Raw genomic sequence first — 24,657 nt, 5'->3', positions numbered from 1 at the left:
TTCGCGTGGCAGAAGAGAGAAAAATAATGACCAGGGCCGAAGTCGCCGCCATTGCTGGTGGCAAATACAAGGGAGTAAGACGCGAAGCGGATAGCATGCTCCTTTGGGTTGATCTGGAGTATCCGCAGCTCGCCGTGTGGCGTCTCCTGGCGATCGACTGGCTACAAGGCGAAACGCGCGGTATCGTCGCACGGCTACAAGCATTAAGGGCGTTCTTTGAACGGTATCTTGTTCAGCAGAAGTTGCCCCTCGACCCAGCGACGTTCTTCGCGCGCGCGACCGCTTTGCCCGGCTTCTACCGGACGTCTTGCCCAGACTCGCGCACTGGCGTCGAGTACAACAATCACGTCCATGAGTTTCTGCACTTTGTGCTGCTGCATCGGTTCAGCGACGCTGGCGACGATGGGCAAGCAGTGATCTTGCCAGCCTTCCGCAATCCCGTACCTCGAATGTCCAAGAGTGGCCTTCCACGACGCGACGAGAGCGTGCATTCTCCTCTTCCATACGGTTACATTGAGGAACTGCGACAGATGCTCGCTGCGGGACAGCACTTCCGCGACTGGCATTGGGCGCAGAGTGCGCTGGGAGCTGATATCGGTCAGCGCGGACGAAGCGGACCCGATTGGTTCGATGTGTCCGAAGAACTGATTGATGAAGACGACCCAGATTGCGTTTGGCGTAAGCGCCAAACGAGCAACGGTACGCGCCTGGAAATGTGGAGCCCCGTCCGTTGGGTGGCGCTGGTCGTGAAACTCATCTTGCCCCTCCGTACGTTTCAGGTGCGCATGCTCGATTCAGGGGAGGCGGATACTTGGCGCTACGTCGCAGGAAACTGGACGTTGAATTCGAATAGGCTTGCGCAGGGCAGCGAACGTCGACCTCTGCAGCAGGGTGTGTTCCGGCGCAGCGACCCGCTCGTTGATGGCGATGTCGTCTCAACGCTACTGTATATCAACACAAACAAGACCGCGGACATCGCTAGGTCTGGGCCCGAGATGGGTTATGTATTGCCGTGGTCGCTTGGCGGGCCGGTGCACCAGGACGTCTTCCACTGGCTGGAGAAGCTGCGTAACTGGCAGGAAAAGTACAACCCTATCTCGTCTCGCACCGCCTGGGCAGAATTGGACGGTCGCCACATGAAGCTAAAGAGTGAGATGCAACTTGCTAGCTATCCAGACACCTGCTTTCTGTTCAGAATGCCGGAAGTCCGAGAGGGAGAGCGGAACCTGCCCATGCCGGACAACTCAATTGACAATCCTTGGTTCAAGCTGCTTGCTGCCCTGCAGCTAAGGCTGGCTGAGAGGCACGAAACTCACCGCAACGGCTCACCGATTGTGTTCCTGCGCCCCGCGGAAGACCGGACAGGATATCCCACAACGCTCTTCCCTCTGCACAGTCTACGCGTTTCTCTCATCACCGCGCTGGCGCTCGAAGGCCAGGTACCATTTCCCGTCCTGCAGAAACTCGTCGGTCATAGCCGACTACTGATGACCTTGTACTATGTGAAGCCCGGCGCGTCGCACGTGCACGAAGTGCTCCTTGACGCGGCTGAGCGGTTGAAGGGGAACAACGAAAAGAGCATCCAGAACTTTCTGCTCGACACAGAGCACGATCAGCTCCTGCAAAACGCGATCTGCAACAGCGTTACCAGCGTCGCCGCCGCCATCCCGCTGCATCCAGCGGCGCGCAATCCAGTCGGCTGGATGCCTATGCACCACGGTCTATGTTTGGTAGGTGGCAACACCAGCGAGATTGAAGACAACGGGGCGGTGGGCGGCTGTTACAACGGTGGGCCTGACCTTGGCTCAGCTTCAAGTCCCAAATATGGACCTGTTCCGGGCGGTAGCCGAAACTGCGTGCGTTGCCGCTGGTTTGTGACCGAACCACACTATTTGCCGGCTTTGGTCGCTCACTTCAACACCGTCGCGTACCACTTCGACGAAGCCCGAAATGCCTGCTTAGTCCGTGAAGACGAACTTCAGCGACTGAAGAAACAGAAAATCGATGCGGAAGATGCAGGCCAGCCATTCGCTGGGCTGACCACTTACCGTCAAGCCGAGCGGGTGTGGGAACGCTCAATGAAGCTATTTAGCGACCTCGCTGAGGACCTTGTAGCCTGCTGGCGTCTTATCGAACGTTGCAAGACAGTGCTTGAAACCCCGAAGGGCGATGGAAACCGGATGGTGGCCGCCGGCGAGATGGGCGACGTGCATGTCGCCTTCGAGCATTCGCAGTCGGAGTTGCTCCAGCTTGCCGGTGTTTGCGAAGATGCTGAGGTTTATCCTGACCTCGAATCGGGAAAGGCGGTGTTTCGCCGTAGCCAACTGCTCGACGCGGTCCTTTACCGAGAGGATCTGCCGCCTGTGTTTATGCTCTTGAGCGAACAAGAGCAATTGCTAGCTGGTAATGCGTTTATGCGGCGTCTGGCCCAGCAGATGAACCCGGCAAATCCAGCGCTGGGGAAACGAGAACTTATTCAGTTGATGGACGCGGGCGTGACACTCAGCCAACACTTCGGTGCCAACCTTCTCTCGTTGCTGCCCACGACAAAGCGCGGTCCTATGTATCCAGCCGGGCGTGAGGCCCTCGGGGGAGGTAAAGTATGAATGGCAAGACCGACATCCATCCGGACGAGGTGCTGGAGTCGCTACTCAAAAAGGGCGGCCGCTCTAACCGGCGCTCAAACTTGACGAGGATGCACGAGGTCTGCCGCAAGCAACACCAAGTCGGCTCCCGTGACTTCTCGCTGGCGGCCATTGGCCGTCTGGCCGAAGCCGAGGGCATCATGAAGGGGCGCGCCCTCTACAATGCCCAGTCCGCCGATTACCGCGCAATGATAGAAGCTTGGGCAACATACGCTGGGCCACCCGTACCTAAGCTACGAAGGATGCCGGCGAGCCACGAGTACCTAATGCGAATCGAAGACCCAGCGATTCGTTCCATCATGCAAGCCATCGTTGCCGAACGCGACAAGCTCAAGGCGCAAATCAACGTCCTAAAAAACAACACGCACGTGAGCGTGGAATGGCGTCCGCTCGGTGCCGGTGTCGCTGAATCGCGTCCGCAATCGGTGGCCGTGTTCGCTATGGCCGCCCAGCTTACGCCTTCGGAGCGCGAGGCACTGCAGAAGGCGGTTTCCGTCGACTATCTTGAACAGCGTGGTCTGCGGGAAGGTAGCCACGGCGAGATTGTGAATGAGCGTGGACGAACGGTATTTGAAGTGGGCTTCACGCGTGCAATTCGCAAGGTGCTAGGCGACTGACCGGCGCAAACAAAAAGCACCGACGTAGCCGTCGGCGCCTGATCGTAGCGATGCATTTATACATCGCAATGTTCCATGCACTAGCGCCTTATGCGACAAGGCTTCTGGCTCGTCGGTTTATAAACTATGTATGGTTAGGGTAGAAGTCCCGAGGCAGCGCATTTTTTTTGCCGTCGGTTTGCGCCGGCTTCTGTCTGGAGCGGCGCGCGCGATCAGCGCAAGCGTTGCCACGAAAAATGCCGTCGGAGCGCGCCGCTATAATCCGACACCATGCCTATCCGTTTCGATCCCGCAGACACCCACTGGCGCGTCGCGCCTTTGCCCACTTTCAGCGCTGCCCAGAAAGACTGGCTGACCCGCGGCGGTTCACTGACCGCGCATCTGCGCGTGCTCGGCGCGGTCGCGGTGCGCGTGACGCGCGAAGCGGTCGCGCTGCCGTGGCCCGACGAAGCCGCCGCGCTCGGACTCACGCCGCGCGCGCCCGTGTGGGTGCGCGAAGTGGTGCTGTCGGTCGATGGTGTGGCGTTCGTCGCCGCGCATAGCGTGACGCCGCGCGCCGCGAGCGTCGGCATCTGGCAGGCCACGCGGCGGCTGCGCACGCGGCCGCTCGCCGAGTTGCTGTATAGCGATAGCAGCGTCGCGCGTTCGTCGCTGGTGAGCCGCAGGGTGGGACAACGGCATCCGTTGTATCGGCTGGCGGCGCGTGAGATCGGCGGCGGCGCCGTCGATGCGCCGCATGCGCTGGTCGCACGGCGCTCGGTGTTCGAGCGCCATGGCGCGCCTTTGATGGTGACCGAATGCATCTTGCCGGCACTGTGGGAGCATCTGGCCCGGCTGGAGCAGGCGGGGCCCTCGGGCGGCGCTGCAACCGAGCCCGTTTCAGGCGCGCATGTCGCGCACGAGCGGATACGCGACCACGGCCGTCCGCTCGATCACACCGCGTCGCGCGCGCATGCCGCGCCGCGCGCGTCGGACGATCGGAGCCGCTGATGTTGCGCGGTTTTCCACCGGTCGTCGCGGCCGACACGCGCACGCTGATACTCGGCAGCTTTCCCGGTGAAGCGTCACTGGCCGCGGCGCAGTATTACGCGCATCCGCGCAACCAGTTCTGGCGCCTGCTCGGCGCGGTGCTCGACGAACCCGCGCTGCACGAGTTGCCGTATGACGAGCGTCTCGCGCGCGTGCTCGCACATCGCATCGGCATCTGGGATGTGCTCGATGCATGCCACCGTCAAGGCAGTCTCGACTCGGCGATCCGCCATGCGCAGCCGAACGACTTCGAGTCGTTGCGCGAGCATGCGCCGTTGCTGGATAAGGTTTGCTTCAATGGGAAAACGGCGGGGCGGTTCGCGCCGGTCATCGGTGCGGCAGGCTATCGAACACTCGTATTGCCGTCGTCGAGCCCCGCGAATGCGACGCTTTCATTCGAACAGAAGCTCTCGTGTTGGCGGGAGATTCTTTCCTGACGGCATTCATTCCGGACGCGGGCCAAGCATCGCCGGTGCGCCGGGCCGCTTCACGCGACCGGCTCAGTTCGGCAGCAGCGAGCCGCTCCGAATAGGCTCGGCTCCAGCGACACACGCAACCTCCAGCCCCGCGGTGGCGAAGCGCGTGCGTTGCCGCGCATAGAGCACGCCGGCAACCGAGTTCGTGATCGTGACGACGCGGCCGGTCAGCGGATCGACGATGTCGGCGATCGCCTCGCCGGGCTCGGCCCAGACACCGAGCGGCGCGCGGAACACGAGCACACCCGAGATCGGTGCGACGAGCGGCTCGCTGCCGGAGAAAGGCGTAGCCTCGAACGCGAGCTCCGGCAACGGCGCGGGTGTGCCGTCGATGACGCCGCGCAACGTCAGGTATTCGACGATCGCGTTCGCGTCGCGCTCGGCGAACGCGTAGCTCACGTCCGCCTGGCCGCGCAGCTCGATCGTCACCGAGATCGAGCCGTTCGGAATCGGATAGCGCTCGCCGTAGCGCGCACGCAGCTCCGACCAGCTGAAGCTGTGAATCTCGTCGAACGGATTGCCGATCGAATTGAGCGCGAGCAGCGAAGTTTTCGCGTCGAGATAGCGCGCGAGTGGCTCGACGTCGGGCCACGTGTCGGGATTCGTGAACAGATGCATCGCCGCTTCGAAGTCGCAGTGCAGGTCGAGCACGACATCGGCATCGTATGACAGGCGCTGCAGCGCGAGGCGCTGCGATTCGAGTTCGGTGGTCGGCGTTTGCTCGGCGAGCGCCTCGCGCATGGCGGCGCGCACGGCGCGCAGATTTTGCTGCGCGTCGCCGGTCAGGTGAGGCTCGATGCGCGGCATCACGAGCTCGGCCAGATTATGAAAGTTGCGATTGAAGTTTGCCGCGGTGCCGCTTTCGAAACGGCCAACCATGTGCCCGAGCACCCGCTGGTTGAGGCCGATCGGATTGGGTACCGGCACGATGACGATTTCGCCGCGCAATCTGCCCGCCGTCTCGAGGGCGGCGACGCGTTTGCGCAGTTCCCACGCGACCAGCATCCCCGGCAACTCGTCGGCATGCAACGACGACTGGATGTAGATCTTCTGTCCGCCCGTCGGGCCGTAGTGGAAGCTCGTCAGGTACCGCTCGGTGCCGAGCGACGGGGAAATCAACGGATGGGTTTGTGTTTGCATGATGGTGTGAATCTTCCGGACGGCGTAGGGGCGGAGAATCCTCCACGCCAGTGCCTGTCAGCTGCCGTACGCCGAGCGCGCCCTTCGAATCGCTCAGGTCACCGCCCGTGAACGCGGAACCTGCGCCGCACGCGGACTTCAGGAAGCCCGTGTCGCGCAGCACATTCAACTAGGCTGTTTCATTAGCTTGGTTGTATAGACAAGATAGCGAATTGAAGAGGGTGGCGGAACTAGGGTTTTTGCTGAGGACGAGCGACACGCATTCAAGAAGAGCGGGCGTTTCCGCGTTAAGCGAAATTCGAAAGCGGAATCGGAGCGGCCGCTGGAAGCAGTAGATGTATATTCAACTTAGGCGCGCGGTGAGAAGGTTCAAGATGAGCGACGCCGCGCCGCGCGCGCCGCGCCGTCAAAGCTCGAGTGCAAGAAACCTCGTGCCCTCGACCGGATTTGCGTAGAAGGGCGCGATTTCTACGAACCCCAATCGCTCGTAGATGCGCTGCGCGAAAGCGGTTTTCGGCACCGAGTCGAGGACCAGCTTCGAGAAGCCCAACGATTTTGCCTTCCCGATCACCGAGTTCACCAGCGTTTCCCCGAGACGCATCCCTCTGAATGCGTCGCGAACGAAGAGGCGCTTGATTTCGGCGGTCCCGGCGCTATGGCGCAGCAGCCCCGCGCAACCGGCGAGTTCGCCGCCGGCATCGGCGACGAAGAACATGCCGGATGGCAACGTGTAAACCGCTTCGAACGCGTCCATTTCGGCATCGAATCCACGGTACGACAGATCCAGGTCCAGCCACTGGACATACTCGCGGATCACGGCGACGAGCTTGCGCGTATCGGCGGGGAAAACGGCTTCGCGAACGATCGGCGGCGGCGTTTGCATGGCGGCTCTCAAATCCATACGTCGTTTTCGGCCGTTCTTTCGTTGGTCGTATCGCCGGTGTTCACGACGCCACGCGGTTCGATCAGCAGCAGCTTCACTTCGGAGCCGGCATACGGCTTGTGCTCGACTCCTTTTGGAACCACCGCCATTTCACCGGCAAGCAGTTCGATCGAGCGGTCGCGAAAGTCGATGCGCAAGCGGCCTTCGAGAACGATGAAGGTCTCGTCGGTGTCGGCATGCCGGTGCCAGACGAAATCACCCTCTATCTTTACGACCTTGAACTGATAGTCGTTCATTTCGGCAACGACGCGCGGCTGCCAGTGGTCGTCGATCTGACGGATCTTGTCGAGCAGATTGATCGTCTTGTACTGGCCGCGTTGCTCGGGTGTCGGCTGGGAATCGCTGTGCATGGTGGCTCCATTCGGGGGATATCTGGAACAGAGCTTAGGCTGGCCGCCGGCGAGTGTCTTGAACGATCGTGCAAGTTTGTGCTAGCCGGCGCGACGATCGCTCGTCATCGCGAGCCAACGCGCGGGCGGGATCCCGTATGCGTGACGAAAATGCCGGGTCATGTGGCTCTGGTCGGCGAAGCCGGCCGCTGCCGCCGTGTCCACGAGGGAAACGCCGCGCAGCATCATCGCGCGCGCCGCTTCGAGCCGGCGCATGACCAGGTAGTGATAGGGGCTGGTGCCGTAAAAGGTTCGAAAATCGCGCGACAGGCTCCAGCGGTCCTGTCCGCTGACGGCGGCAAGTTCATCCAGCGTGACGACGCGGCTGCTCGATGCATGAAGATATTCCCGTGCCCGCTGCGCTGCCGCGAAATCCGCGGACCTGCGCGCAGCTCGGGCGTCCGACACGCTATCCAGCGCGAGCGCGAGACCGGCGAGCGCGTCGTCGCGCTCGAGCGGCTCCGCGTCGCCGCGCATCTGGCGCAGTGCTGTCTTCGTCGCTTCGAACAGCCGTGGATCGTTCGTGACTCCGCCTTCGACGAATGGCAGCGGCCGGCCGCCGAGGACCTCCTGGATGGCGGCTGGCTGCACGTAAATCATCTGATAACGGAATCCCTCCTGCGTGCCGGCCTGACCGTCGTGCGCTTCGTCGGGATGCAGCACCATCGTCTGTCCGGGCAGGCTGGTGCGCAAGCCGCGCCGGTAGTGAAAGCACTGAACGCCGGCGAGCGTCAGGCCGATAGCGTAGGTGTCGTGCCGATGCAGCGAGTATGCATTGCCGTGGAAAAAGGCTTCGATGCGTTCGACTCCGCCGCTGGTTTCCGAACGGGAAATCCAGTCGGATTGGGCTTTGCTGGTATCGCCGTCCATGACGCTCTCCGGCTTCGATTGGCAGATCTGCGGGAATTCCCGTACATCAGCTCATTGTATCGATGTGGGCGTGCGACGCACGGGAGGTCCGGTCCGCCCGCTTTTCCGTCAGCCCAAAAATGAGGCAGAATCAAGACGTGCGACCCGCTGCGCGACGCAGTCCGCCGTGTTCGCTTAATCGTTCCGCTTTGGGGTTCCAGGGCCCCGCGTCGCCATCCGCCGCGCACAGCGTTTGTGTCCTCGTGTTGTCGTTTTCCTGATCGACGCTTGCGCATCCTGCCGGTATCACGCGCGAGATGCCTCTCAACCGCCCGCCCAGAGCCTAGCAATGACGACCCAGCAACCGACCATCATCTACACCCTCACCGACGAGGCCCCGCTGCTCGCGACCGCCGCGTTCCTGCCGATCATCCGGACCTTCACCAGGCCGGCCGGCATCGAGGTCGAGACCAGCGACATCTCGGTCGCGGGCCGCATCCTCGGTGAGTTCCCCGAGTTTCTGACCGAAGCGCAGCGGGTGCCCGACAACCTCGCTGAACTGGGTCGCCTGACCTCGTTGCCCGACACTAACATCATCAAGCTGCCCAACATCAGCGCATCGGTGCCGCAACTGACGAGCGCGATCAAGGAGCTGCAGGCGAAGGGCTACAAGGTGCCCGACTATCCGGAAGATCCGAAGACCGACGCCGAGAAGGCGATCCGTCAGCGCTACTCGAAGTGTCTCGGCAGCGCGGTCAACCCGGTGCTGCGCGAGGGCAACTCGGACCGTCGCGCGCCGGCCGCGGTGAAGAACTACGCGCGCAAGCATCCGCACAGCATGACCGAATGGAGCATGGCGTCGCGCACGCACGTCGCCACCATGCGGCACGGCGACTTCTATCACGGCGAAAAGTCGATGACGCTCGATCGCGCGCGCGACGTGAAGATGGAACTCGTCACCAAGGACGGCAAGACGATCGTGCTGAAGCCGAAGGTCGCGCTAGAGGACGGCGAGATCATCGACAGCATGTTCATGAGCAAAAAGGCGCTGCTCGCGTTCTATGAAGACCAGATGGAAGACGCGCGCAAGACCGGCATGATGCTGTCACTGCACGTGAAGGCGACGATGATGAAGATCTCGCATCCGATCGTCTTCGGCCACGCGGTGAAGGTGTTCTACAAGGACGCGTTCGCGAAGCATGGCAAGCTGTTCGACGAACTCGGCGTGAACGTCAACAACGGCCTCGTCAATCTGTACGAGAAGATCGAGACGCTGCCGGAATCGCAGCGCGAGGAAGTGATCCGCGACCTGCACGCGTGCCACGAGCATCGTCCGGAACTGGCGATGGTCGATTCGGCGAAGGGTATCTCGAACCTGCACGCGCCGAACGACGTGATCGTCGATGCGTCGATGCCGGCGATGATTCGCGCCGGCGGCAAGATGTGGGGCGCCGACGGCCGTCCGAAAGACACCAAGGCGGTGATCCCGGAGAGCACCTTCGCGCGCATCTACCAGGAGATCATCAACTTCTGCAAGACCAACGGCGCGTTCGATCCGGTCACGATGGGCACGGTGCCGAACGTCGGCCTGATGGCGCAGAAGGCGGAAGAATACGGCTCGCACGACAAGACCTTCGAAGTGCCGGAAGACGGCGAGGCGCGCATCGTCGATCTCGCGAGCGGCGAGGTGCTGCTCACGCAGAACGTCGAGCAGGGCGACATCTGGCGCATGTGCGAAGTGAAAGACGCGGCGATCCGCGACTGGGTCAAGCTCGCGGTCACGCGCGTGCGCAATTCGCGCACGCCTGCCGTGTTCTGGCTCGATCCGTATCGTCCGCACGAAGCCGAGCTGATCAAGAAGGTCGAGGCTTACCTGAAGGATTACGACACCACCGGCCTCGACATCCAGATCATGTCGCAGGTGCGCGCGATGCGTTACACGCTCGAGCGCGTCGTGCGCGGGCTCGATACGATCTCGGTCACCGGCAACATCCTGCGCGATTATCTGACCGACCTGTTCCCGATCATGGAGCTGGGCACGAGCGCAAAGATGCTGTCGATCGTGCCGTTGATGGCGGGCGGCGGCATGTACGAGACCGGCGCGGGCGGTTCGGCGCCGAAGCACGTGAAGCAGCTCGTCGAAGAGAACCATCTGCGCTGGGACTCGCTCGGCGAATTCCTCGCGCTCGCGGTGTCGCTCGAAGAGCTGGGCATCAAGACCGGCAACAACCGGGCGAAGATCCTCGCGAAGACGCTCGACACCGCAACCGGCAAGCTGCTCGACAACAACCGCAGCCCGAGCCCGAAGACGGGCGAGCTCGACAATCGCGGCAGCCAGTTCTATCTGGCGATGTACTGGGCGCAGGAGCTGGCCGCGCAAACGGACGATGCCGCGCTCGCCGCGCAGTTCGCGCCGCTCGCGACACAGCTGACCGCCAACGAGCAGGTGATCGTGGCGGAGCTCGCGTCGGTGCAGGGCGCGCCGGCGGACATCGGCGGCTACTACAAGCCAGACTTCAACAAGCTCGAAGAGGTGATGCGGCCGAGCCGCACGCTGAACGAGGCGCTCAAGGCGGTACGCGTCGAGTGACGTGATGGGTGTGAAGTGAGCTGATGTGCTGATGTGCGCACGGGCCGCCGGCGGGCGGCTCGGAGCGATCGTGCGCGCCGCGAATGCTATGCTCTCGGTCGACCAAAAATCATGCGCCCGCGGCGCGACATCCACACATGACGAAACTGATCAAGCGCGCTTCGGCCGAGGCGCGCGCTTTCCGTAACCGGGACGCCGAAGCCATCGGCGGTAAGCAGAAAATGGCGCCCAGACAGGCGCCAAAAACCGCGCGCAACGCGAACCGCGCCGTCGATCATGAGCTTCACGACGCGCCGCAAATCGAAGCGCCGCGCAAGCCGCGCTTCGCACCGGTGACGTTCTCCGAAGAGGGCGGCGTGCGCTACCTGCATTTCGGCACGGAATGGGTGCAAGGCGCGATGCGCCTGCGCAAGCCCGATCACATCGAACTCGAATACGCGCAGCAGATGATGGCCTGGCTGCTGTTCCTCGAAACGCCGAAGCGCATCGTGCAGCTCGGGCTCGGCGCGGCGGCGCTGACCAAGTTCGCGCATCGCTTCCTGAAGAGCGCGAAGGTCGAGGCCGTCGAGCTGAATCCGGCGGTCGTGGTGGCCGCGCGCACGATGTTCGAACTGCCGCCCGACGATGCGCGCCTGACCGTGCACGAAACCGACGCGTGGGACTTCGTCAACGAGAGCGCGAACCACGGCACCATCGGCGCGCTGCAGATCGACGTCTACGACGCGACCGCGCGCGGCCCGGTGCTCGACAGCGTCGGCTTTTACCGCGCGGCGCGCGCGTGTCTGACCGACGCGGGCATCGTCACGGTGAATCTGTTCGGCGATCACCCGAGCTTCGTGCGCAACATGAAGCGCCTGAACGAAGCCTTCGACGGCCGCGTCGTCGCGCTGCCCGAAGTGCACGACGGCAACCGCATCGCGATCGCGTTCTCGGGCCCCGCGCTCGACGTACCGTTCGCCGCGCTCGACGCGCGCGCGAAGCTGATCGAGGCCGAGCTCGGCTTGCCGGCGCGCAAGTGGATCAAGGGCCTGCGCGAATCGACGGGGCAGACGGGCGCATCGTTTGCGATCTGAGCGCTGAATTCCCGTCTGTGAACGGAAAACCAGACGGCCGTGCCGGTGTATCAGTCGGCACGGCCGTTTTGCTTCCGGTATTTTTTTCACGTCGATGCTGCGGCGTCATCCAGTCTGCATCGTTGGACGCCAATGTGCCTCGGGGTCGCCCCGGCTTGACCGGGCGTTCGCCACTCCTATACTCTTTCGAGGCTTTCGGGGAGCCCGTGGCGGACCGCGGGACGACCACCCGCTGAGTTCCTCCTCCCGTCGACCACGGGCAGATAAATTCAAAATAGGAAAAAACAGGAGACGTCATGGCTCACGACGCCGACGTGAAGAAAGCCAGCAAGCACTGGCTCTGGCTATTGCTGCTACCGTGGATCGCGATGATCTGGGTGCCGTCCTACAACCGGATCGAGCCGCAGCTGTTCGATTTCCCGTTCTTCTACTGGTACCAGCTGCTGTGGGTGCTGATCAGCGCGGTCATCACCGCGTTCGTCTATGTGAAGACCAAGTCCCGCTATACGGGTCGCCCGAACGGGGGCGCACAACGATGAACCCCATTGCAACTTTCGTCTTCGTTCTGTTTTTCATCGGCGTCACGATTCTCGGTTTCGTCGCGGCCCACTGGCGGCGCGGCGATCTCGCGCATCTCGAAGAGTGGGGTCTCGGCGGCCGGCGCTTCGGCACGATCGTCACGTGGTTCCTGCTCGGCGGCGACCTGTACACCGCGTACACCTTCATCGCGGTGCCGGCGCTCGTGTTCGGCGCGGGCGCAACCGGCTTCTTCGCGCTGCCGTACACGATCCTGATCTATCCGTTCGCGTTCGTCGTGTTCCCGAAGCTGTGGAGCATCGCGAAGCGCCACGGCTACGTGACGTCGGCGGACTTCGTGTCGGCCCGCTACGGCAGCCGCATGCTCGCGCTCGCGGTCGCCGTGACCGGCATCGTCGCGACGATGCCGTACATCGCGCTGCAGCTGGTCGGTATCGAAGTGGTGATCGGCGCGCTCGGTTTCGACACCACCGGCTTCGTCGGCGATCTGCCGCTGATCATCGCGTTCGCGATCCTCGCGGCGTACACGTACACGTCGGGCCTGCGCGCGCCGGCAATGATCGCGGTCGTCAAGGACATTCTGATCTACGTGACGATCTTCGCCGCGATCATCGTGATTCCGCCGCAGCTCGGCGGCTTCGGCCATATCTTCGGCGCGGTGCCGCCGGCCAAGCTGCTGCTGAAGTCGCCGGACGTGTCGAGCCTGAACGGCTATAGCGCGTACGCGACGCTCGCGGTGGGTTCGGCGCTCGCGCTGTTCCTGTACCCGCACTCGATTACCGCGGTGCTGTCGTCGAAGTCGGGCAACACGATCCGCCGCAATATGGCGTTGCTGCCGGCGTATTCGCTGGTGCTGGGCCTGCTCGCGCTGCTCGGCTTCATGGCGCTCGCGGCCGGCGTGAAGGACATGCCCGAGTTTGCGCCGTACTTCAAGGCCTTCGGCCCGAACTTCGCGGTGCCGGCGCTGTTCCTGCACTTCTTCCCGTCGTGGTTCGTCGGCGTCGCGTTCGCGGCGATCGGTATCGGCGCGCTGGTGCCGGCGGCGATCATGTCGATCGCGGCGGCGAACCTGTACACGCGCAACGTGCACAAGGAGTTCATCAACCGCAACATGACGCACGAGCAGGAGACCAATGTCGCGAAGCTGGTGTCGCTGATCGTCAAGGTCGGCGCGGTTGCGTTCATTCTGGGTCTGCCGCTGACCTACGCGATCCAGCTGCAGCTGCTCGGCGGGATCTGGATCATCCAGACGCTGCCGGCCATCGTGCTCGGTCTCTACACGCGGGTGCTCGACTATCGGGGTCTGCTGCTCGGCTGGGGGGCAGGCATCGCGACCGGTACGTGGATGGCGATTTCGTTGAACCTCGCGGGCTCGATCTTCACGATCCATCTGTTCGGCATGGCGATTCCGGGCTATGCGGCGGTGTGGTCGCTGATCGTGAACCTCGTGGTGTCGGTGGTCGTGAGCCTGATCGTGCGCGCGGTGGGCATGCAGCGCGCCGAGGACCGCACCCGTCCGGAAGACTACCTGGACGTCGTCGAAGGCTGATTCCGGCTGCAACGTTACGGTCTGAAACACGCAACGCCCGCCGACGCGAGTCGGCGGGCGTTTGTGTTTGCGGGGTACTCCAGGGCAGGATAGCGGAACCGTCCTTTCACGCGTTTGCCGCGCCCCACCATGGCTGCTGCCGATACTCCCACTGTGATCCCCCGCCGCGCGGCGCTGAGCCGGATGGTGCGCGCGGTCACGTCGCCGTATTACCGGTACCGCCACGCGAAGGTGCTGCATAGCCTGCGCGTCGGCCTCGCGATGCTGGTGTCGATTCTGGCGACGACCGGAATCGATATCCCGCACGGCATCTGGTCGTCGGTGACGCTGCTGGTGGTGATCGGCGGCTTGCAGCATCACGGCAATATCCGCAAGAAGGCGGCCGAACGCGCGGCCGGTACGCTGCTCGGTGCGTCGATCGGCCTGTTGCTGATCGTGCAGCAGAACTTCATCGGCTCGCTGCCGCTCACCTATGTGCTGGAGGCGATCATCGCGTCGATCTGCGCGTGGTTCGCGATCGGCTCGTCCGGCTATATCGGGCTTCTGACCGCGATCACGATGTGCATCGTCGCGGGCCACGGCGACAACCTGATCGATGTCGGCCTGTGGCGCACGCTGAACGTGCTGATCGGCATCGTGATCGCGCTGGCGTTTTCGTTCGCGTTTCCGCTGCACGCAACGTATTCGTGGCGCTACGGGCTGGCCGCCAATCTGCGCGAATGCGCCGGCATCTACGCGCGCCTGCTCGACGGCGAGACGATCACCGAAGAAGAGCAGGTCAAGCGCTTTCTGCGAATCAACAAGCGGCTCGTGCAACTGCGCTCGTTGATGCCGTCGGTCGCAAAGGAAATCGACGTGCCGCAGTCGAGGCTCGAGGAGATCCAGCGACTGCATCGCTCGGTGCTCAGCTCGCTCGAACTGCTGGCCACCGGGCCGCTGATGAACGCCGCCGCCGCCGCGCGCAGCGCCTATGCAGCGCAGTGCGGCGCCGAGGTGCGGGCCGTGCGCGCGATCCTGTTGTCCACCGCGCGCGGGCTGCGCTTCGGCCGTCCGTCGCGCTTCGGCATTCCGGCCGCGGCGCCGCTCGCGAAGGGGCATGGCGACGTGACCACCGCGTTGCCGCCCGACTGGCAAGGGCCGTACTGGCTCGGTCAGCGGCTCGCGGAGCAGGTGGACCGGCTGCGTGCGCTATTGCTGGAGACCGAGCCGAACTGGAACATCGAGCGGCACGAGCGGGCGACGCGTGGCGGGTAGGTGGTCGAGCGGTCGAACGCAAAGGCTCGGCCGCGAAGCCTCAAGCCTGCGGCGGCAGCGTGACCATCCACATCATGCCGAAGCGATCCACCACCATACCGAAGCCCTTGCTCCAGAACGTTGGCTGGAACGGCATCACGACCTGGCCGCCATCGGCGAGCGCGTTGAAGCATTTTTCCGCCGACGCGCTGTCTTCGACGGTCAGCGACAGGCTGAAGCCATTGAACGGGCCGGCCGCCGGATCGCAGTTGCCGTCGGAAGCCATCCACGTGCTCGAGCCCAGCTGCACGTTCGCGTGCATGATCTTGTCGGCGAGCTCGGGGCGCGGCGGGTTTTGCGCATCGGGTGGCGCGTCCTTGAACAGCATCTTGAAGGTCACCTGGGCGCCGAGTTTGTCGGTGTAGTAGTCGAGCGCTTCCTGGCAACGGCCGTTGAAGAACACGTAGGGCTGAACGTACATGATCGTCTCCTTGGGTCAGGCGTTGGGCGGGCGCCGTCGGTCCTCGCCAGCTCGGGCGGGGAGGGGCGTGCAGTCGATTGTAGTCGCGGCGTAAACGGGGAGCGGCGCTGAGCCGTGAGGTTCAGCGCCGCCTGTCATGGATGGCTTTCGAGCGGAGCGGGCGCAGCGCGGCGAGCGTGAACGTGGCGTCACTCAGCCCGCCACGGCCGTCGCCTGCGGCACCTCAGCGCAGCGTGTCGATCAGCTTTTCCAGCTTGATTGCGTCCGCGGCGAACGTGCGGATGCCTTCGGCGAGCTTCTCGGTCGCCATCGCGTCGTCGTTGACGAGGAAGCGGAACGACTTTTCGTCGACCGGCACGCGCTCGATGTCCGCTTGGTGCGATGCCTCCGGCGACAGCTTGCGCTCGATCTTGTCGGTGCTGTCGTGCAGTTTTTGCAGCAGGTCCGGGCTGATTGTCAGCAGATCGCAGCCGGCCAGTTCCAGGATCTGCGAGGTCGTGCGGAAGCTCGCGCCCATCACCTCGGTCTTGTAGCCGAACTTCTTGTAGTACGCATAGATGCGGCGCACCGACTTGACGCCCGGATCGTTGGCGCCGCCGTCTTTCGCTTCGTCCCACGCGCTGCCGGCGCTCTTCTTGTACCAGTCGCAGATGCGGCCGACGAACGGCGAGATCAGCTGCGCGCCGGCTTCCGCGCAGGCGGCAGCCTGCGGGAGCGAGAACAGCAGCGTCATGTTGCAGCTGATGCCTTCCTTCTGCAGCACCTCGGCCGCGCGCACGCCTTCCCACGTCGATGCGAGCTTGATCAGCACGCGGTCGCGTTCGATGCCGTGCTCCTTGTACAGCGCGATCAGTTCATGGGCTTTCTTGATCGAACCTTCGATGTCGAACGACAGGCGCGCGTCGACTTCGGTCGACACCCGCCCGGGGATGATCTTCAGGATTTCGGTGCCGAACGCGATCAGCAACTGGTCGATGATCGCACCGACCGGCTTCGACGCATGCGCCTTCACGGTCTTTTCGAGCAGCGGCCGGTAGTCGTCTTTCTGCACGGCCTTCAGAATCAGCGACGGATTAGTGGTCGCATCGCGCGGCTTGTACTGCGCGAGCTGCTGGAAGTCGCCAGTGTCGGCCACCACGGTGGTGTATTGCTTGAGTTGGTCGAGTGCGGTTGTCATGTTCGGGCCTTCAGGGCGCATGTGCGCCGTGGTTCAGGAGAAATGAGGATGCCACCGCGCCGGCTGGACAAAACACAGCAATCAGCCGGCGCCGGCGGCCGCGGGTCAAGCCGCAGCGCGTCCCGCGATGGCGCCGGGAAACGCTGCCGGATACATCTATTCTATGGCGGATCGCCGAGGACGGCATGAACACCGGGTACGGACAGCCGGGCGCGCTGTTCCGTTCACACGCGGCGCGCGTTCAGCACGACTTGCGTGATCACGCCGGCGACGAGCCCCCAGAACGCCGAGCCGATCGACAGCAGCGTGAGCCCCGAGGCGGTCACCATGAACGTGACGAGCGCCGCCTCGCGCTGCCGCGTATCGTGCATCGCATTGGCGAGGCCGCTCATGATCGAGCCGAACAGCGCGAGCGCCGCGACAGAGACGACCAGCTCCTTCGGAAACGCCGCGAACAGCGCGGCGATCGTCGCGCCGAACACGCCCGCGAGCAGATAAAAAATGCCGCCCCATACCGCCGCCGTGTAGCGCCGCGCGGGGTTTTCGTGCGCTTCCGGGCCGGTGCAGATCGCCGCTGTGATCGCCGCAAGATTGATGCCGTGCGAGCCGAACGGCGCGAGCAGCAGCGACGCGACGCCGGTCGTCGCGATCAGCGGCGCGGACGGGGTCGTATAGCCGTCGGCGCGCAGCACCGCGATGCCCGGCACGTTCTGCGAGGCCATCGCGACCACGAACAGCGGAATGCCGATGCTCACGCACGCCGCCACCGAAAACGACGGCATCGTCAGCACCGGATGCGCGAGCGCGACGTGAAAGTGGCTGAAGTCGAGCAGCCCGAGGCCGCCGGCGGCTGCCGTGCCGACCACGAGCGTGCTCGGAATCGCGTAACGCGGCGCAAACCGTTTGACGATCAGGTAGGTGAAGAACATCGTCAGCACGAGCGCGGTCTGGTACTGCGCGGCGCGGAAAATCTCGATGCCGATTTCGAACAGGATGCCCGCGAGCAGCGCCGCCGCGAGGCCGGACGGAATCCGCTTCATCAGCGCGTCGAACCAGCCGGTGACGCTGACCAGCGTCAGCAGCGCCGCGCAGAAGATGAACGCGCCGATGGCCTGCGCATACTCGACATGCGGCAGCGACGACACCAGGAGCGCCGCGCCCGGCGTCGACCACGCGATCACGATCGGCGCGCGAAAGCGCAGCGACAGGCCGATCGTACAGAGGCCCATGCCGATCGACAGCGCCCAGATCCACGACGAAATCTGCGCGTCGCTCAGATGCGCGGCCTGGCCCGCCTGGAACATCAGCACGAGCGAGCTCGTGTAGCCGGTCATCGCCGCGACGAAGCCCGCGACGATCGTCGACAGCGACGTATCGGCGAGCGGATTGAAGCGCCTCTGCGGCGCGGCGGCGGGGGACAGCTGGGGCGACGGGGACGAACTCATGCGAAGGCTTTGTTGTTGTGGAAGTTGAAGCGTCGGGACGCGGGTTCCGGAACGACGGGCGTTACTTGCTCAGCACCCGCATGGCCGTCTCCAGGCCCGCGAGCGTCAGCGGATACATGCGGTGGCCCAGCACTTCGCGTATCGCGCTGACCGACTGCCGATACGGCCACAGTGCTTCCGGTTCGGGGTTCAGCCACGCGAAGTGCGGGAAGTGATCGGCGAGCCGGCGCAGCCATACGGCGCCGGCCTCGGCGTTGTTGTACTCGACCGAGCCGCCCGGCTGCAACACTTCGTACGGGCTCATCGTCGCGTCGCCGACGAAGATCAGCTTGTAGTCCGGCGTGAACCTGTGCAGCACGTCCCACGTCGGCGTGCGCTCGGCGTGGCGGCGGCGGTTGTTCTTCCACAGGAAGTCGTACACGCAGTTGTGGAAGTAGTAGAACTCGAGGTGCTTGAACTCGGCCTTCGCGGCGGAGAACAGCTCCTCGGTGCGCTTCACGTGATCGTCCATCGAGCCGCCGACGTCGAGCAGCATCAGCACCTTCACGTTGTTGTGCCGCTCGGGCACCATCTTCAGATCGAGCCAACCGGCGTTCGCGGCGGTGCTGCGGATCGTGTCGGGCAGATCGAGTTCTTCCGCGGCGCCCTCGCGGGCGAAGCGGCGCAAGCGTCGCAGCGCCACCTTGATGTTGCGTGTGCCGATTTCGACCTGGTCGTCGTAGTCGCGGTACGCGCGCGCTTCCCAGACCTTGACGGCGGTGCGATTGCCGGCCGCGTCGCCGCCGATGCGCACCCCCTCGGGGTTATAGCCGCCGTTGCCGAACGGCGACGTGCCACCCGTGCCGATCCATTTGTTGCCGCCCTCGTGGCGCTCCTTCTGCTCGTCGAACAGTTCCTTCAGACGCTCCATCAGCTTGTCGATGCCGCCCATCGCTTCGATCTGCGCTTTCTCCTCGGGCGACAGATCGCGTTGCAGCTGCTTCTTCAGCCAGTCGAGCGGAATCTCGAACGCGAGCTCCGAGCTCGCCGCGACACCGTTGAAAAAGGCGCCGAACGCCTGGTCGAACTTGTCGAAGTACTGCTCGTCTTTCACGAGCGTGATGCGCGACAAGTAGTAGAACTCGTCGAGCGACGGCGCGATCACGTTGGCCTTCAGCGCTTCGAGCAGTGTCAGGTATTCCTTCACCGAGACCGGCAGTTTGGCGGCGCGCAGCGAGTAGAAGAAGTCGATCAGCATGCTAGGGCCTGGATGTCGTGCGGCACGGTGCCCGCTCAACGGTTGTTGCGGTTCATGAACAGCAGCCGCTCGAACAGGCCCACGTCCTGTTCGTTCTTCAGCAGCGCGCCGTGCAGCGGCGGCACGATCTGCTTGTGGTCGGCCGAGCGCAGCGCTTCGGGCGGAATGTCTTCGGCGAGCAGCAGCTTGAGCCAGTCGAGCAGTTCGGAGGTGGACGGCTTCTTCTTCAGCCCGGCGACGTTGCGCAGCTCGAAGAAGCTCTGCAGCGCGGCGGCGAGCAGATCCTTCTTGATGCCGGGGTAGTGCACGTCGACGATCTGCTGCATCGTCGTCGCGTCCGGAAACTTGATGTAGTGAAAGAAGCAGCGGCGCAGGAACGCGTCGGGCAGTTCCTTCTCGTTGTTCGACGTGATGATCACGAGCGGGCGATGCTTCGCGCGCACCAACTCGCGCGTCTCGTACACGTAGAACTCCATGCGGTCGAGTTCGCGCAGCAGGTCGTTCGGGAATTCGATGTCGGCCTTGTCGATCTCGTCGATCAGCAGCACGCTCTGCTCGTCCGATTCGAACGCCTGCCACAGCACGCCCTTGACAATGTAGTTGCGGATGTCCTTCACGCGTTCGTCGCCGAGCTGCGAATCGCGCAGACGCGACACCGCGTCGTATTCGTACAGGCCCTGCTGGGCCTTGGTGGTCGACTTGATGTGCCATTGCAAAAGCGGCATGCCGAGCGCGGCGGCGACTTCCTCGGCGAGCATGGTCTTTCCGGTGCCGGGCTCGCCCTTGATCAGGAGCGGACGCTTGAGCGTCATCGCGGCGTTGACCGCGAGCTTGAGGTCGTCGGTGGCGACGTACTGCGATGAGCCTTCGAAACGCATGGCGAGATGCTCTTGTGCGGGAAAAAACCCAGTATAAGTCAGAAGGCCTGTTGGCCTGAAACCGGCTCACGTATGGTGTGAGCCGCGCCGGGTAGACGCGCTGGTGCCGCTGTGGCGTCATCGTGAAGCCGCCGCGAGCAGGGCGCGCGGCCCGTCCAGACGGGCGTTGCGCGGCTCCCGCGCGTTGTGGACGTTCGGCGCGGCGTCGCGGTACAATGGGCCCGATTTTTTTGGCCTGCGTGGCCACCTTATAAGAAGAACGGCCGGACCGCTGCCTTTGTGGGCACCCGTTTCCCCTCAAGCCAGGTTACATCTATGAATAAATTCGTCGGCAAACACGTCGTGATCGCAGCGCTGTCGGTGCTCGCGGGGTACGCGGTCAGTGCGCAGGCAGCGGATGTCGTAGGCAACGCCAAGGCGGGCCAGGACAAGGTCGCGATGTGTATCGGCTGCCACGGCATCCCTGAATACCGCACGGCTTATCCAGAGGTTTTCCGCGTGCCGAAGCTCGGCGGGCAAAATCAGGCCTACCTCGAGATCGCGCTGCGCGCCTACAAGAAGGGCGACCGCCATTTCGACACGATGCACGCGATCGCGACCTCGCTGTCGGATCAGGACATTGCCGACATTGCCGCCTACTACGCAGCGCAAACTGCCGCTTCGAAAAACAATCCCGACAAGTGATCGGCGTCGGTCACAGTACATCCAATTCGCGGGATAGGAGATTTCATGATCAAGCCCCAACAGGCACTCCACACGGTATTCAAGGCCGTCGGCGCGGCGGCGGTAATCGGTCTGGCCATGGCGAACGTCGCGCACGCGGCTGACGCGGGCAACGGCAAGGTGCTCGCCGACAGTCATAACTGCGCGGCCTGCCACGGTCCCGGCCTGAACAAGCCGGTGAGCCCGGAGTATCCGAAGCTGGCCGGTCAGCACTCCGACTATGTGTACTGGGCGCTGCGTCAGTACCAGATGGGCACCGGCAATCCGCACCTCGGCCGCAACAACCCGATCATGCAGGCACAGGTGCAGAGCCTGTCGCTAGGCGACATGAAGGACATCGCCGCTTACGTCGAATCGCTGGAAGGCGACCTCGTGCAGAAGAAGTAAGCGTAGGGCGCGGGTTTCGCGCCGCGGCTTCAAAAGCAAAACACCCCGCCTTGGCGGGGTGTTTTGCTTTGAGGCCATCGAGCCGGGGTTTCCAGCTGCTTCAGTCGCGCGTCGCGCGCCGTTCGATACGCTGCAAATACGCGTCCGTGTCCGGCGGCGTGCCGGTGCGCTGCGCTTCCCAGATGGTTTCGCCGAGGCAGTCCATGATCGCGTGCTGCGCCTCGTGCGTCGAGCCGAGGCGTGCGGCGAGCCGCTCATGGGCGGCGCGAATGCCGGGCGGCTGGTCGATCGACAGTTGTTCAGAGATCGCCAGATGCATCGACAGGTGCAGGAACGGATTGGTCTGGCCGCGCTCCGGCGAATAGTCCTGCGCCTGGGCAGCGGGGGCGTCGGCGAGGTCGGCGTGATACTCGGGATGCTCGACGATCCAATCGGCGGCGATCGCCTCGAGCGGCGTCAGAATCTCGCCTTGGCGCTGTTTGCGCCAGGTGTCGGTGAAAAAGAGGCGAACTTCGTCGCGGCTGGGATTGAACATCGTGGAACCGGTGCGTGGGAGTGGGGCGTGCGCGGAGCGCGACGGCGTGTGTACGCAGTGCGCACCGCGTGTAAAGCATCATTTTACGCGGCGGCCGTTCGGGCTGCAGGCGCGCTGCGCGGTCTGCGGTTTCGAGTGGGCCGCCGTTAAAGATCGGGCGGCGGAGTCTTCGGCCGGAACTCGCACAGCGGCTCGATCACGCAATGCCAGCATTCCGGCCGGCGCGCCTTGCACACGTACCGTCCATGCAGGATCAGCCAGTGGTGCGCATCCTTCCTGAATTCGGCGGGCGTGAATTTTTCGAGGGCCGCTTCGACCGCGCGCACGTCCTTGCCGGGCGCGAGGCCGGTGCGGTTCGCGACGCGGAAAATGTGCGTGTCGACCGCGATGGTCGGATGGCCGAACGCGGTGTTCAGGATCACGTTGGCCGTTTTGCGGCCGACACCCGGCAGCCCTTCGAGGGCCTCGCGATCCTCGGGCACCTCGCCGCCGTACTGGTCGAGCAGGATGCGGCAGGTCGCGATCACGTTCTTCGCCTTCGTGCGATACAGGCCGATCGTCTTGATATAGCTCGCGACACCTTCCTCACCGAGTTCCAACACCTTCTGCGGCGTGTTCGCGACCGGGAACATCCTGCGCATCGCCTTGTTGACCGACACGTCGGTTGCTTGTGCCGACAGCAGCACCGCGATCAGCAGCTCGAACGGCGTCGTGTACTCGAGCTCGGTGGTCGGGTGCGGATTCAGGCTCTGAAGCGTTTCGTAGATCGCGCGGCGTTTGTTCGCGTTCATGCGGAGCGGGTCCGTGTGGGTGGGAAGGTTGCGCCGGGGGCGGTCAGCGCGCGCTCGGCGGCGAGCCGGACGGCGGCTTTGAATCATCGGACTCGTTCGACGACGGCTCCGAGCCGTGTGTGTCGTCGCCGCTGGCAAGACCGAGACGGCGGCGGCGCGCTTCGGCGGCGTCGATCTGCGCCTGCACGTCGGCGCTGACGTTCTCGGTGTTCAGCGGTCCCTGGCCTTTCGCGGCCATCTCTTCTTTCTTCTTGCGCGCGCGTTCGAGCGCGGCCTGGATGATCGCGCGTTTCTTCGCTTCGGCGTCGTCCGCACTCGGGGCGGCGGGGGCCTCGGACGGCGTTGTCGCGCCGCTCGCTGGAGCCGCGCCCGACGCCGCCGCCCCCGGCGCGCTCGCACTCGCGGCTCGCCGCGCCGCAGCACGCGCTTCAGCGGCGTCGCGCTCGCGCGCGAGACGGCTCTCGTGGCGGTTATGATGCGCCCGCGCCGCGTCTGCCTCGCTCTGGCTCCATGCATCCCAGCCGGTGGCCTCGCCGGTCACGGGCAGCATCGCGATGCAGTCGACCGGGCAGGGCGGCACGCACAGGTCGCAGCCGGTGCAGAGCTCGGGGATCACGGTGTGCATCTGTTTCGGTGCGCCAACTATCGCGTCGACCGGACACGCCTGCATGCATAGCGTGCAGCCGATGCACACCTGTTCGTCGATAACCGCCAAGGGGCGCGGACGTTCGACGCCATTGGCGGAATTGAGCGGAATCACCGGCTTGCCGAGCAGCGCGGCGAGGCGCGCGATCCCCTCGGCACCGCCGGGCGGGCACTGGTTATAGTTCGCCTCGCCACTGGCGACGGCTTCGGCATACGGACGGCATGCGGGATAACCGCACTTCGTGCATTGCGTTTGGGGGAGCAGATCTTCGATGCGATCCGCGAGTGTTTTGACGTCTGTCACGGTTACGGCGCGGGGGTTTGCCGTGCGATCGCACGACCTGAACTAAATAGCACATTATCGCCGATTTCCCGGATTGCCATTCGCAATCCATGTGCCATAATCGAAGCGCTTCATTCGAAAGACCGCAGAAAAGGGTGTGTTTCCCAACCACGACGCGCCCGCTAAACGCCGCCAAAAAAGAGGCTCGAGGAGAGGCCGGCGGCGCGATCCGGATAACGCGGCTCACGAAGACGATGCCACCATGAATCAGCCGAAAATCAAAAGAGATCCTGAAGGCACGAGGCGCCGCATTTTGCTTGCGGCGGCGGAAGAGTTTGCAAATGGAGGACTGTTCGGCGCACGAGTCGATCAGATCGCTCGCCGCGCCGAAACCAATGAACGAATGCTCTATTACTACTTCGGTAGCAAGGAGCAGCTATTCACCGCGGTACTCGAGCACGCGTTCAGCGCACTCAATGAAGCGGAACGCACGCTCGAACTCAACGGAGTCGCGCCCGTCGAGGCGGTTACGCGTCTCGCGCATTTCGTGTGGGACTACTACCGCGATCATCCCGAGTTATTGAGGCTCATCAACAACGAGAATCTGCATGAAGCACGCTACATGCAGAAATCGACGCGCATACGCGAAATGATTTCGCCGATCGTCGCCACGCTCGGCGGCATCCTCGAACGCGGGCAACGCGCGGGGTTGTTTCGCACGAACGTCGACCCATTGCGTTTTTACGTGACGCTTTCGGGCATGGGTTACTACATCGTGTCGAACCGCTTCACGCTCGAAGCGACGCTCGGGCGCGATTTCAGCAGCGCCGCCGAACGCAGCGAGGTGATTCAGATGAATACCGAACTGCTGCTCGCGTACCTGTTGAGAAAGTAACGGCCCGTGCGGCGGTGATCATTGCCGCGGCCAAACATCAGTATCACGAATAAAGCGCGATAAAAAAGCCAACGGCCTCGAAGGAGACCGTTGGCTTTTTATATGCTATT

General features: G+C 63.7%; 24 protein-coding genes. 12 read left to right on the top strand and 12 right to left on the bottom strand.

The window, feature by feature from the left end:
- Positions 1-26: 26 nt before the first annotated feature.
- From ACLFKU_RS22975 to ACLFKU_RS22960, 4 genes are all read left to right on the top strand, one after another.
- Entirely contained in the window at positions 27-2,606 is a 2,580-nt protein-coding gene (locus ACLFKU_RS22975) for a VPA1269 family protein (protein WP_410850582.1), read from the top strand.
- On the top strand, positions 2,603-3,262 hold the full coding sequence (gene gmtX, locus ACLFKU_RS22970; protein WP_410850581.1) for a gamma-mobile-trio protein GmtX: 660 nt from the start codon (positions 2,603-2,605) through the stop codon (positions 3,260-3,262). Before ACLFKU_RS22975 ends, gmtX begins: the two co-directional genes overlap by 4 nt.
- A gap of 270 nt (positions 3,263-3,532) precedes the next feature.
- On the top strand, positions 3,533-4,252 hold the full coding sequence (locus tag ACLFKU_RS22965; RefSeq protein WP_410850580.1) for a chorismate--pyruvate lyase family protein: 720 nt from the start codon (positions 3,533-3,535) through the stop codon (positions 4,250-4,252).
- The gene (locus ACLFKU_RS22960; RefSeq protein ID WP_410850579.1) at positions 4,252-4,728 is read left to right on the top strand and encodes a DNA-deoxyinosine glycosylase; all 477 of its coding nucleotides are present in this window, start codon (positions 4,252-4,254) and stop codon (positions 4,726-4,728) included. The genes ACLFKU_RS22965 and ACLFKU_RS22960 overlap by 1 nt, the downstream gene beginning before the upstream one ends.
- A 63-nt stretch (positions 4,729-4,791) precedes the next feature.
- Here ACLFKU_RS22960 and ACLFKU_RS22955 read toward each other — a convergent pair whose 3' ends face one another.
- From ACLFKU_RS22955 to ACLFKU_RS22940, 4 genes are all read right to left on the bottom strand, one after another.
- Complete coding sequence (locus ACLFKU_RS22955) at positions 4,792-5,907, bottom strand: succinylglutamate desuccinylase/aspartoacylase family protein (RefSeq protein ID WP_410850578.1); 1,116 nt, start codon at positions 5,905-5,907, stop codon at positions 4,792-4,794.
- A 406-nt stretch (positions 5,908-6,313) separates the two neighbouring features.
- The gene (locus ACLFKU_RS22950; RefSeq protein WP_410850577.1) at positions 6,314-6,790 is read right to left on the bottom strand and encodes a GNAT family N-acetyltransferase; all 477 of its coding nucleotides are present in this window, start codon (positions 6,788-6,790) and stop codon (positions 6,314-6,316) included.
- Between the two features lie 8 nt (positions 6,791-6,798).
- Positions 6,799-7,200 (bottom strand): cupin domain-containing protein, encoded by a 402-nt coding sequence (locus tag ACLFKU_RS22945; RefSeq protein WP_018431592.1) that lies wholly within the window; start codon positions 7,198-7,200, stop codon positions 6,799-6,801.
- Positions 7,201-7,281: 81 nt separating this feature from the next.
- Entirely contained in the window at positions 7,282-8,109 is an 828-nt protein-coding gene (locus ACLFKU_RS22940) for an AraC family transcriptional regulator (RefSeq protein ID WP_368587370.1), read from the bottom strand.
- Between the two features lie 328 nt (positions 8,110-8,437).
- On the opposite strand from ACLFKU_RS22940, the gene ACLFKU_RS22935 reads away from it, so the two are divergent.
- The 5 genes from ACLFKU_RS22935 to ACLFKU_RS22915 all read left to right on the top strand — a co-directional run bounded on the left by ACLFKU_RS22935 (position 8,438) and on the right by ACLFKU_RS22915 (position 15,091).
- Entirely contained in the window at positions 8,438-10,678 is a 2,241-nt protein-coding gene (locus tag ACLFKU_RS22935) for an NADP-dependent isocitrate dehydrogenase (RefSeq protein WP_410850576.1), read from the top strand.
- Between the two features lie 137 nt (positions 10,679-10,815).
- A complete protein-coding gene (locus tag ACLFKU_RS22930; RefSeq protein WP_368587372.1) occupies positions 10,816-11,751 on the top strand; it encodes a spermidine synthase in 936 nt (311 codons plus the stop codon).
- Between the two features lie 296 nt (positions 11,752-12,047).
- A complete protein-coding gene (locus tag ACLFKU_RS22925; RefSeq protein WP_176366947.1) occupies positions 12,048-12,290 on the top strand; it encodes a DUF3311 domain-containing protein in 243 nt (80 codons plus the stop codon).
- Positions 12,287-13,837, top strand: coding sequence for a monocarboxylate uptake permease MctP (gene mctP, locus ACLFKU_RS22920; protein ID WP_410850575.1), 1,551 nt, complete (start codon positions 12,287-12,289; stop codon positions 13,835-13,837). The genes ACLFKU_RS22925 and mctP overlap by 4 nt, the downstream gene beginning before the upstream one ends.
- Before the next feature lie 129 nt (positions 13,838-13,966).
- The gene (locus ACLFKU_RS22915) at positions 13,967-15,091 is read left to right on the top strand and encodes an FUSC family protein (protein ID WP_410850574.1); all 1,125 of its coding nucleotides are present in this window, start codon (positions 13,967-13,969) and stop codon (positions 15,089-15,091) included.
- 40 nt (positions 15,092-15,131) lie between these two features.
- Here ACLFKU_RS22915 and ACLFKU_RS22910 read toward each other — a convergent pair whose 3' ends face one another.
- The 5 genes from ACLFKU_RS22910 to ACLFKU_RS22890 form a co-directional block, all read right to left on the bottom strand.
- Positions 15,132-15,551, bottom strand: a complete 420-nt coding sequence (locus ACLFKU_RS22910; protein ID WP_368587375.1) for a VOC family protein — start codon at positions 15,549-15,551, stop codon at positions 15,132-15,134.
- A 223-nt stretch (positions 15,552-15,774) separates the two neighbouring features.
- Complete coding sequence (tal, locus tag ACLFKU_RS22905; RefSeq protein ID WP_410850573.1) at positions 15,775-16,728, bottom strand: transaldolase; 954 nt, start codon at positions 16,726-16,728, stop codon at positions 15,775-15,777.
- A gap of 224 nt (positions 16,729-16,952) precedes the next feature.
- Positions 16,953-18,173 (bottom strand): benzoate/H(+) symporter BenE family transporter, encoded by a 1,221-nt coding sequence (locus ACLFKU_RS22900; protein ID WP_410850572.1) that lies wholly within the window; start codon positions 18,171-18,173, stop codon positions 16,953-16,955.
- A gap of 61 nt (positions 18,174-18,234) precedes the next feature.
- Entirely contained in the window at positions 18,235-19,410 is a 1,176-nt protein-coding gene (locus tag ACLFKU_RS22895; protein WP_410850571.1) for a vWA domain-containing protein, read from the bottom strand.
- A gap of 35 nt (positions 19,411-19,445) precedes the next feature.
- Entirely contained in the window at positions 19,446-20,288 is an 843-nt protein-coding gene (locus ACLFKU_RS22890; protein ID WP_176109203.1) for an AAA family ATPase, read from the bottom strand.
- A gap of 315 nt (positions 20,289-20,603) precedes the next feature.
- On the opposite strand from ACLFKU_RS22890, the gene ACLFKU_RS22885 reads away from it, so the two are divergent.
- Together ACLFKU_RS22885 and ACLFKU_RS22880 are read left to right on the top strand one after the other, a co-directional pair.
- Entirely contained in the window at positions 20,604-20,972 is a 369-nt protein-coding gene (locus tag ACLFKU_RS22885; RefSeq protein WP_013088844.1) for a c-type cytochrome, read from the top strand.
- 45 nt (positions 20,973-21,017) lie between these two features.
- Positions 21,018-21,398, top strand: a complete 381-nt coding sequence (locus tag ACLFKU_RS22880; protein ID WP_368587379.1) for a c-type cytochrome — start codon at positions 21,018-21,020, stop codon at positions 21,396-21,398.
- A gap of 100 nt (positions 21,399-21,498) precedes the next feature.
- On the opposite strand, the gene ACLFKU_RS22875 is transcribed toward ACLFKU_RS22880, so the two are convergent.
- The 3 genes from ACLFKU_RS22875 to rsxB all read right to left on the bottom strand — a co-directional run bounded on the left by ACLFKU_RS22875 (position 21,499) and on the right by rsxB (position 23,673).
- Positions 21,499-21,933 (bottom strand): DUF1841 family protein, encoded by a 435-nt coding sequence (locus ACLFKU_RS22875; RefSeq protein WP_013088846.1) that lies wholly within the window; start codon positions 21,931-21,933, stop codon positions 21,499-21,501.
- Positions 21,934-22,079: 146 nt separating this feature from the next.
- Positions 22,080-22,724, bottom strand: a complete 645-nt coding sequence (gene nth, locus ACLFKU_RS22870; RefSeq protein WP_368587380.1) for an endonuclease III — start codon at positions 22,722-22,724, stop codon at positions 22,080-22,082.
- 43 nt (positions 22,725-22,767) lie between these two features.
- The gene (rsxB, locus tag ACLFKU_RS22865) at positions 22,768-23,673 is read right to left on the bottom strand and encodes an electron transport complex subunit RsxB (protein WP_410850570.1); all 906 of its coding nucleotides are present in this window, start codon (positions 23,671-23,673) and stop codon (positions 22,768-22,770) included.
- 241 nt (positions 23,674-23,914) lie between these two features.
- On the opposite strand from rsxB, the gene ACLFKU_RS22860 reads away from it, so the two are divergent.
- Positions 23,915-24,547 carry a TetR/AcrR family transcriptional regulator gene (locus ACLFKU_RS22860; RefSeq protein WP_042327581.1) on the top strand — a complete coding sequence of 211 codons (633 nt, stop codon included), beginning with the start codon at positions 23,915-23,917 and terminating at the stop codon, positions 24,545-24,547.
- Positions 24,548-24,657 lie beyond the last annotated feature (110 nt).

The sequence above is a fragment of the Paraburkholderia sp. EG304 genome (assembly GCF_046543485.1).
Taxonomy (GTDB): Bacteria; Pseudomonadota; Gammaproteobacteria; order Burkholderiales; family Burkholderiaceae; genus Paraburkholderia; species Paraburkholderia youngii.
Note: the sequence above shows the minus strand (reverse complement) of the source record. Positions and strands in the feature narration are given on the sequence as shown.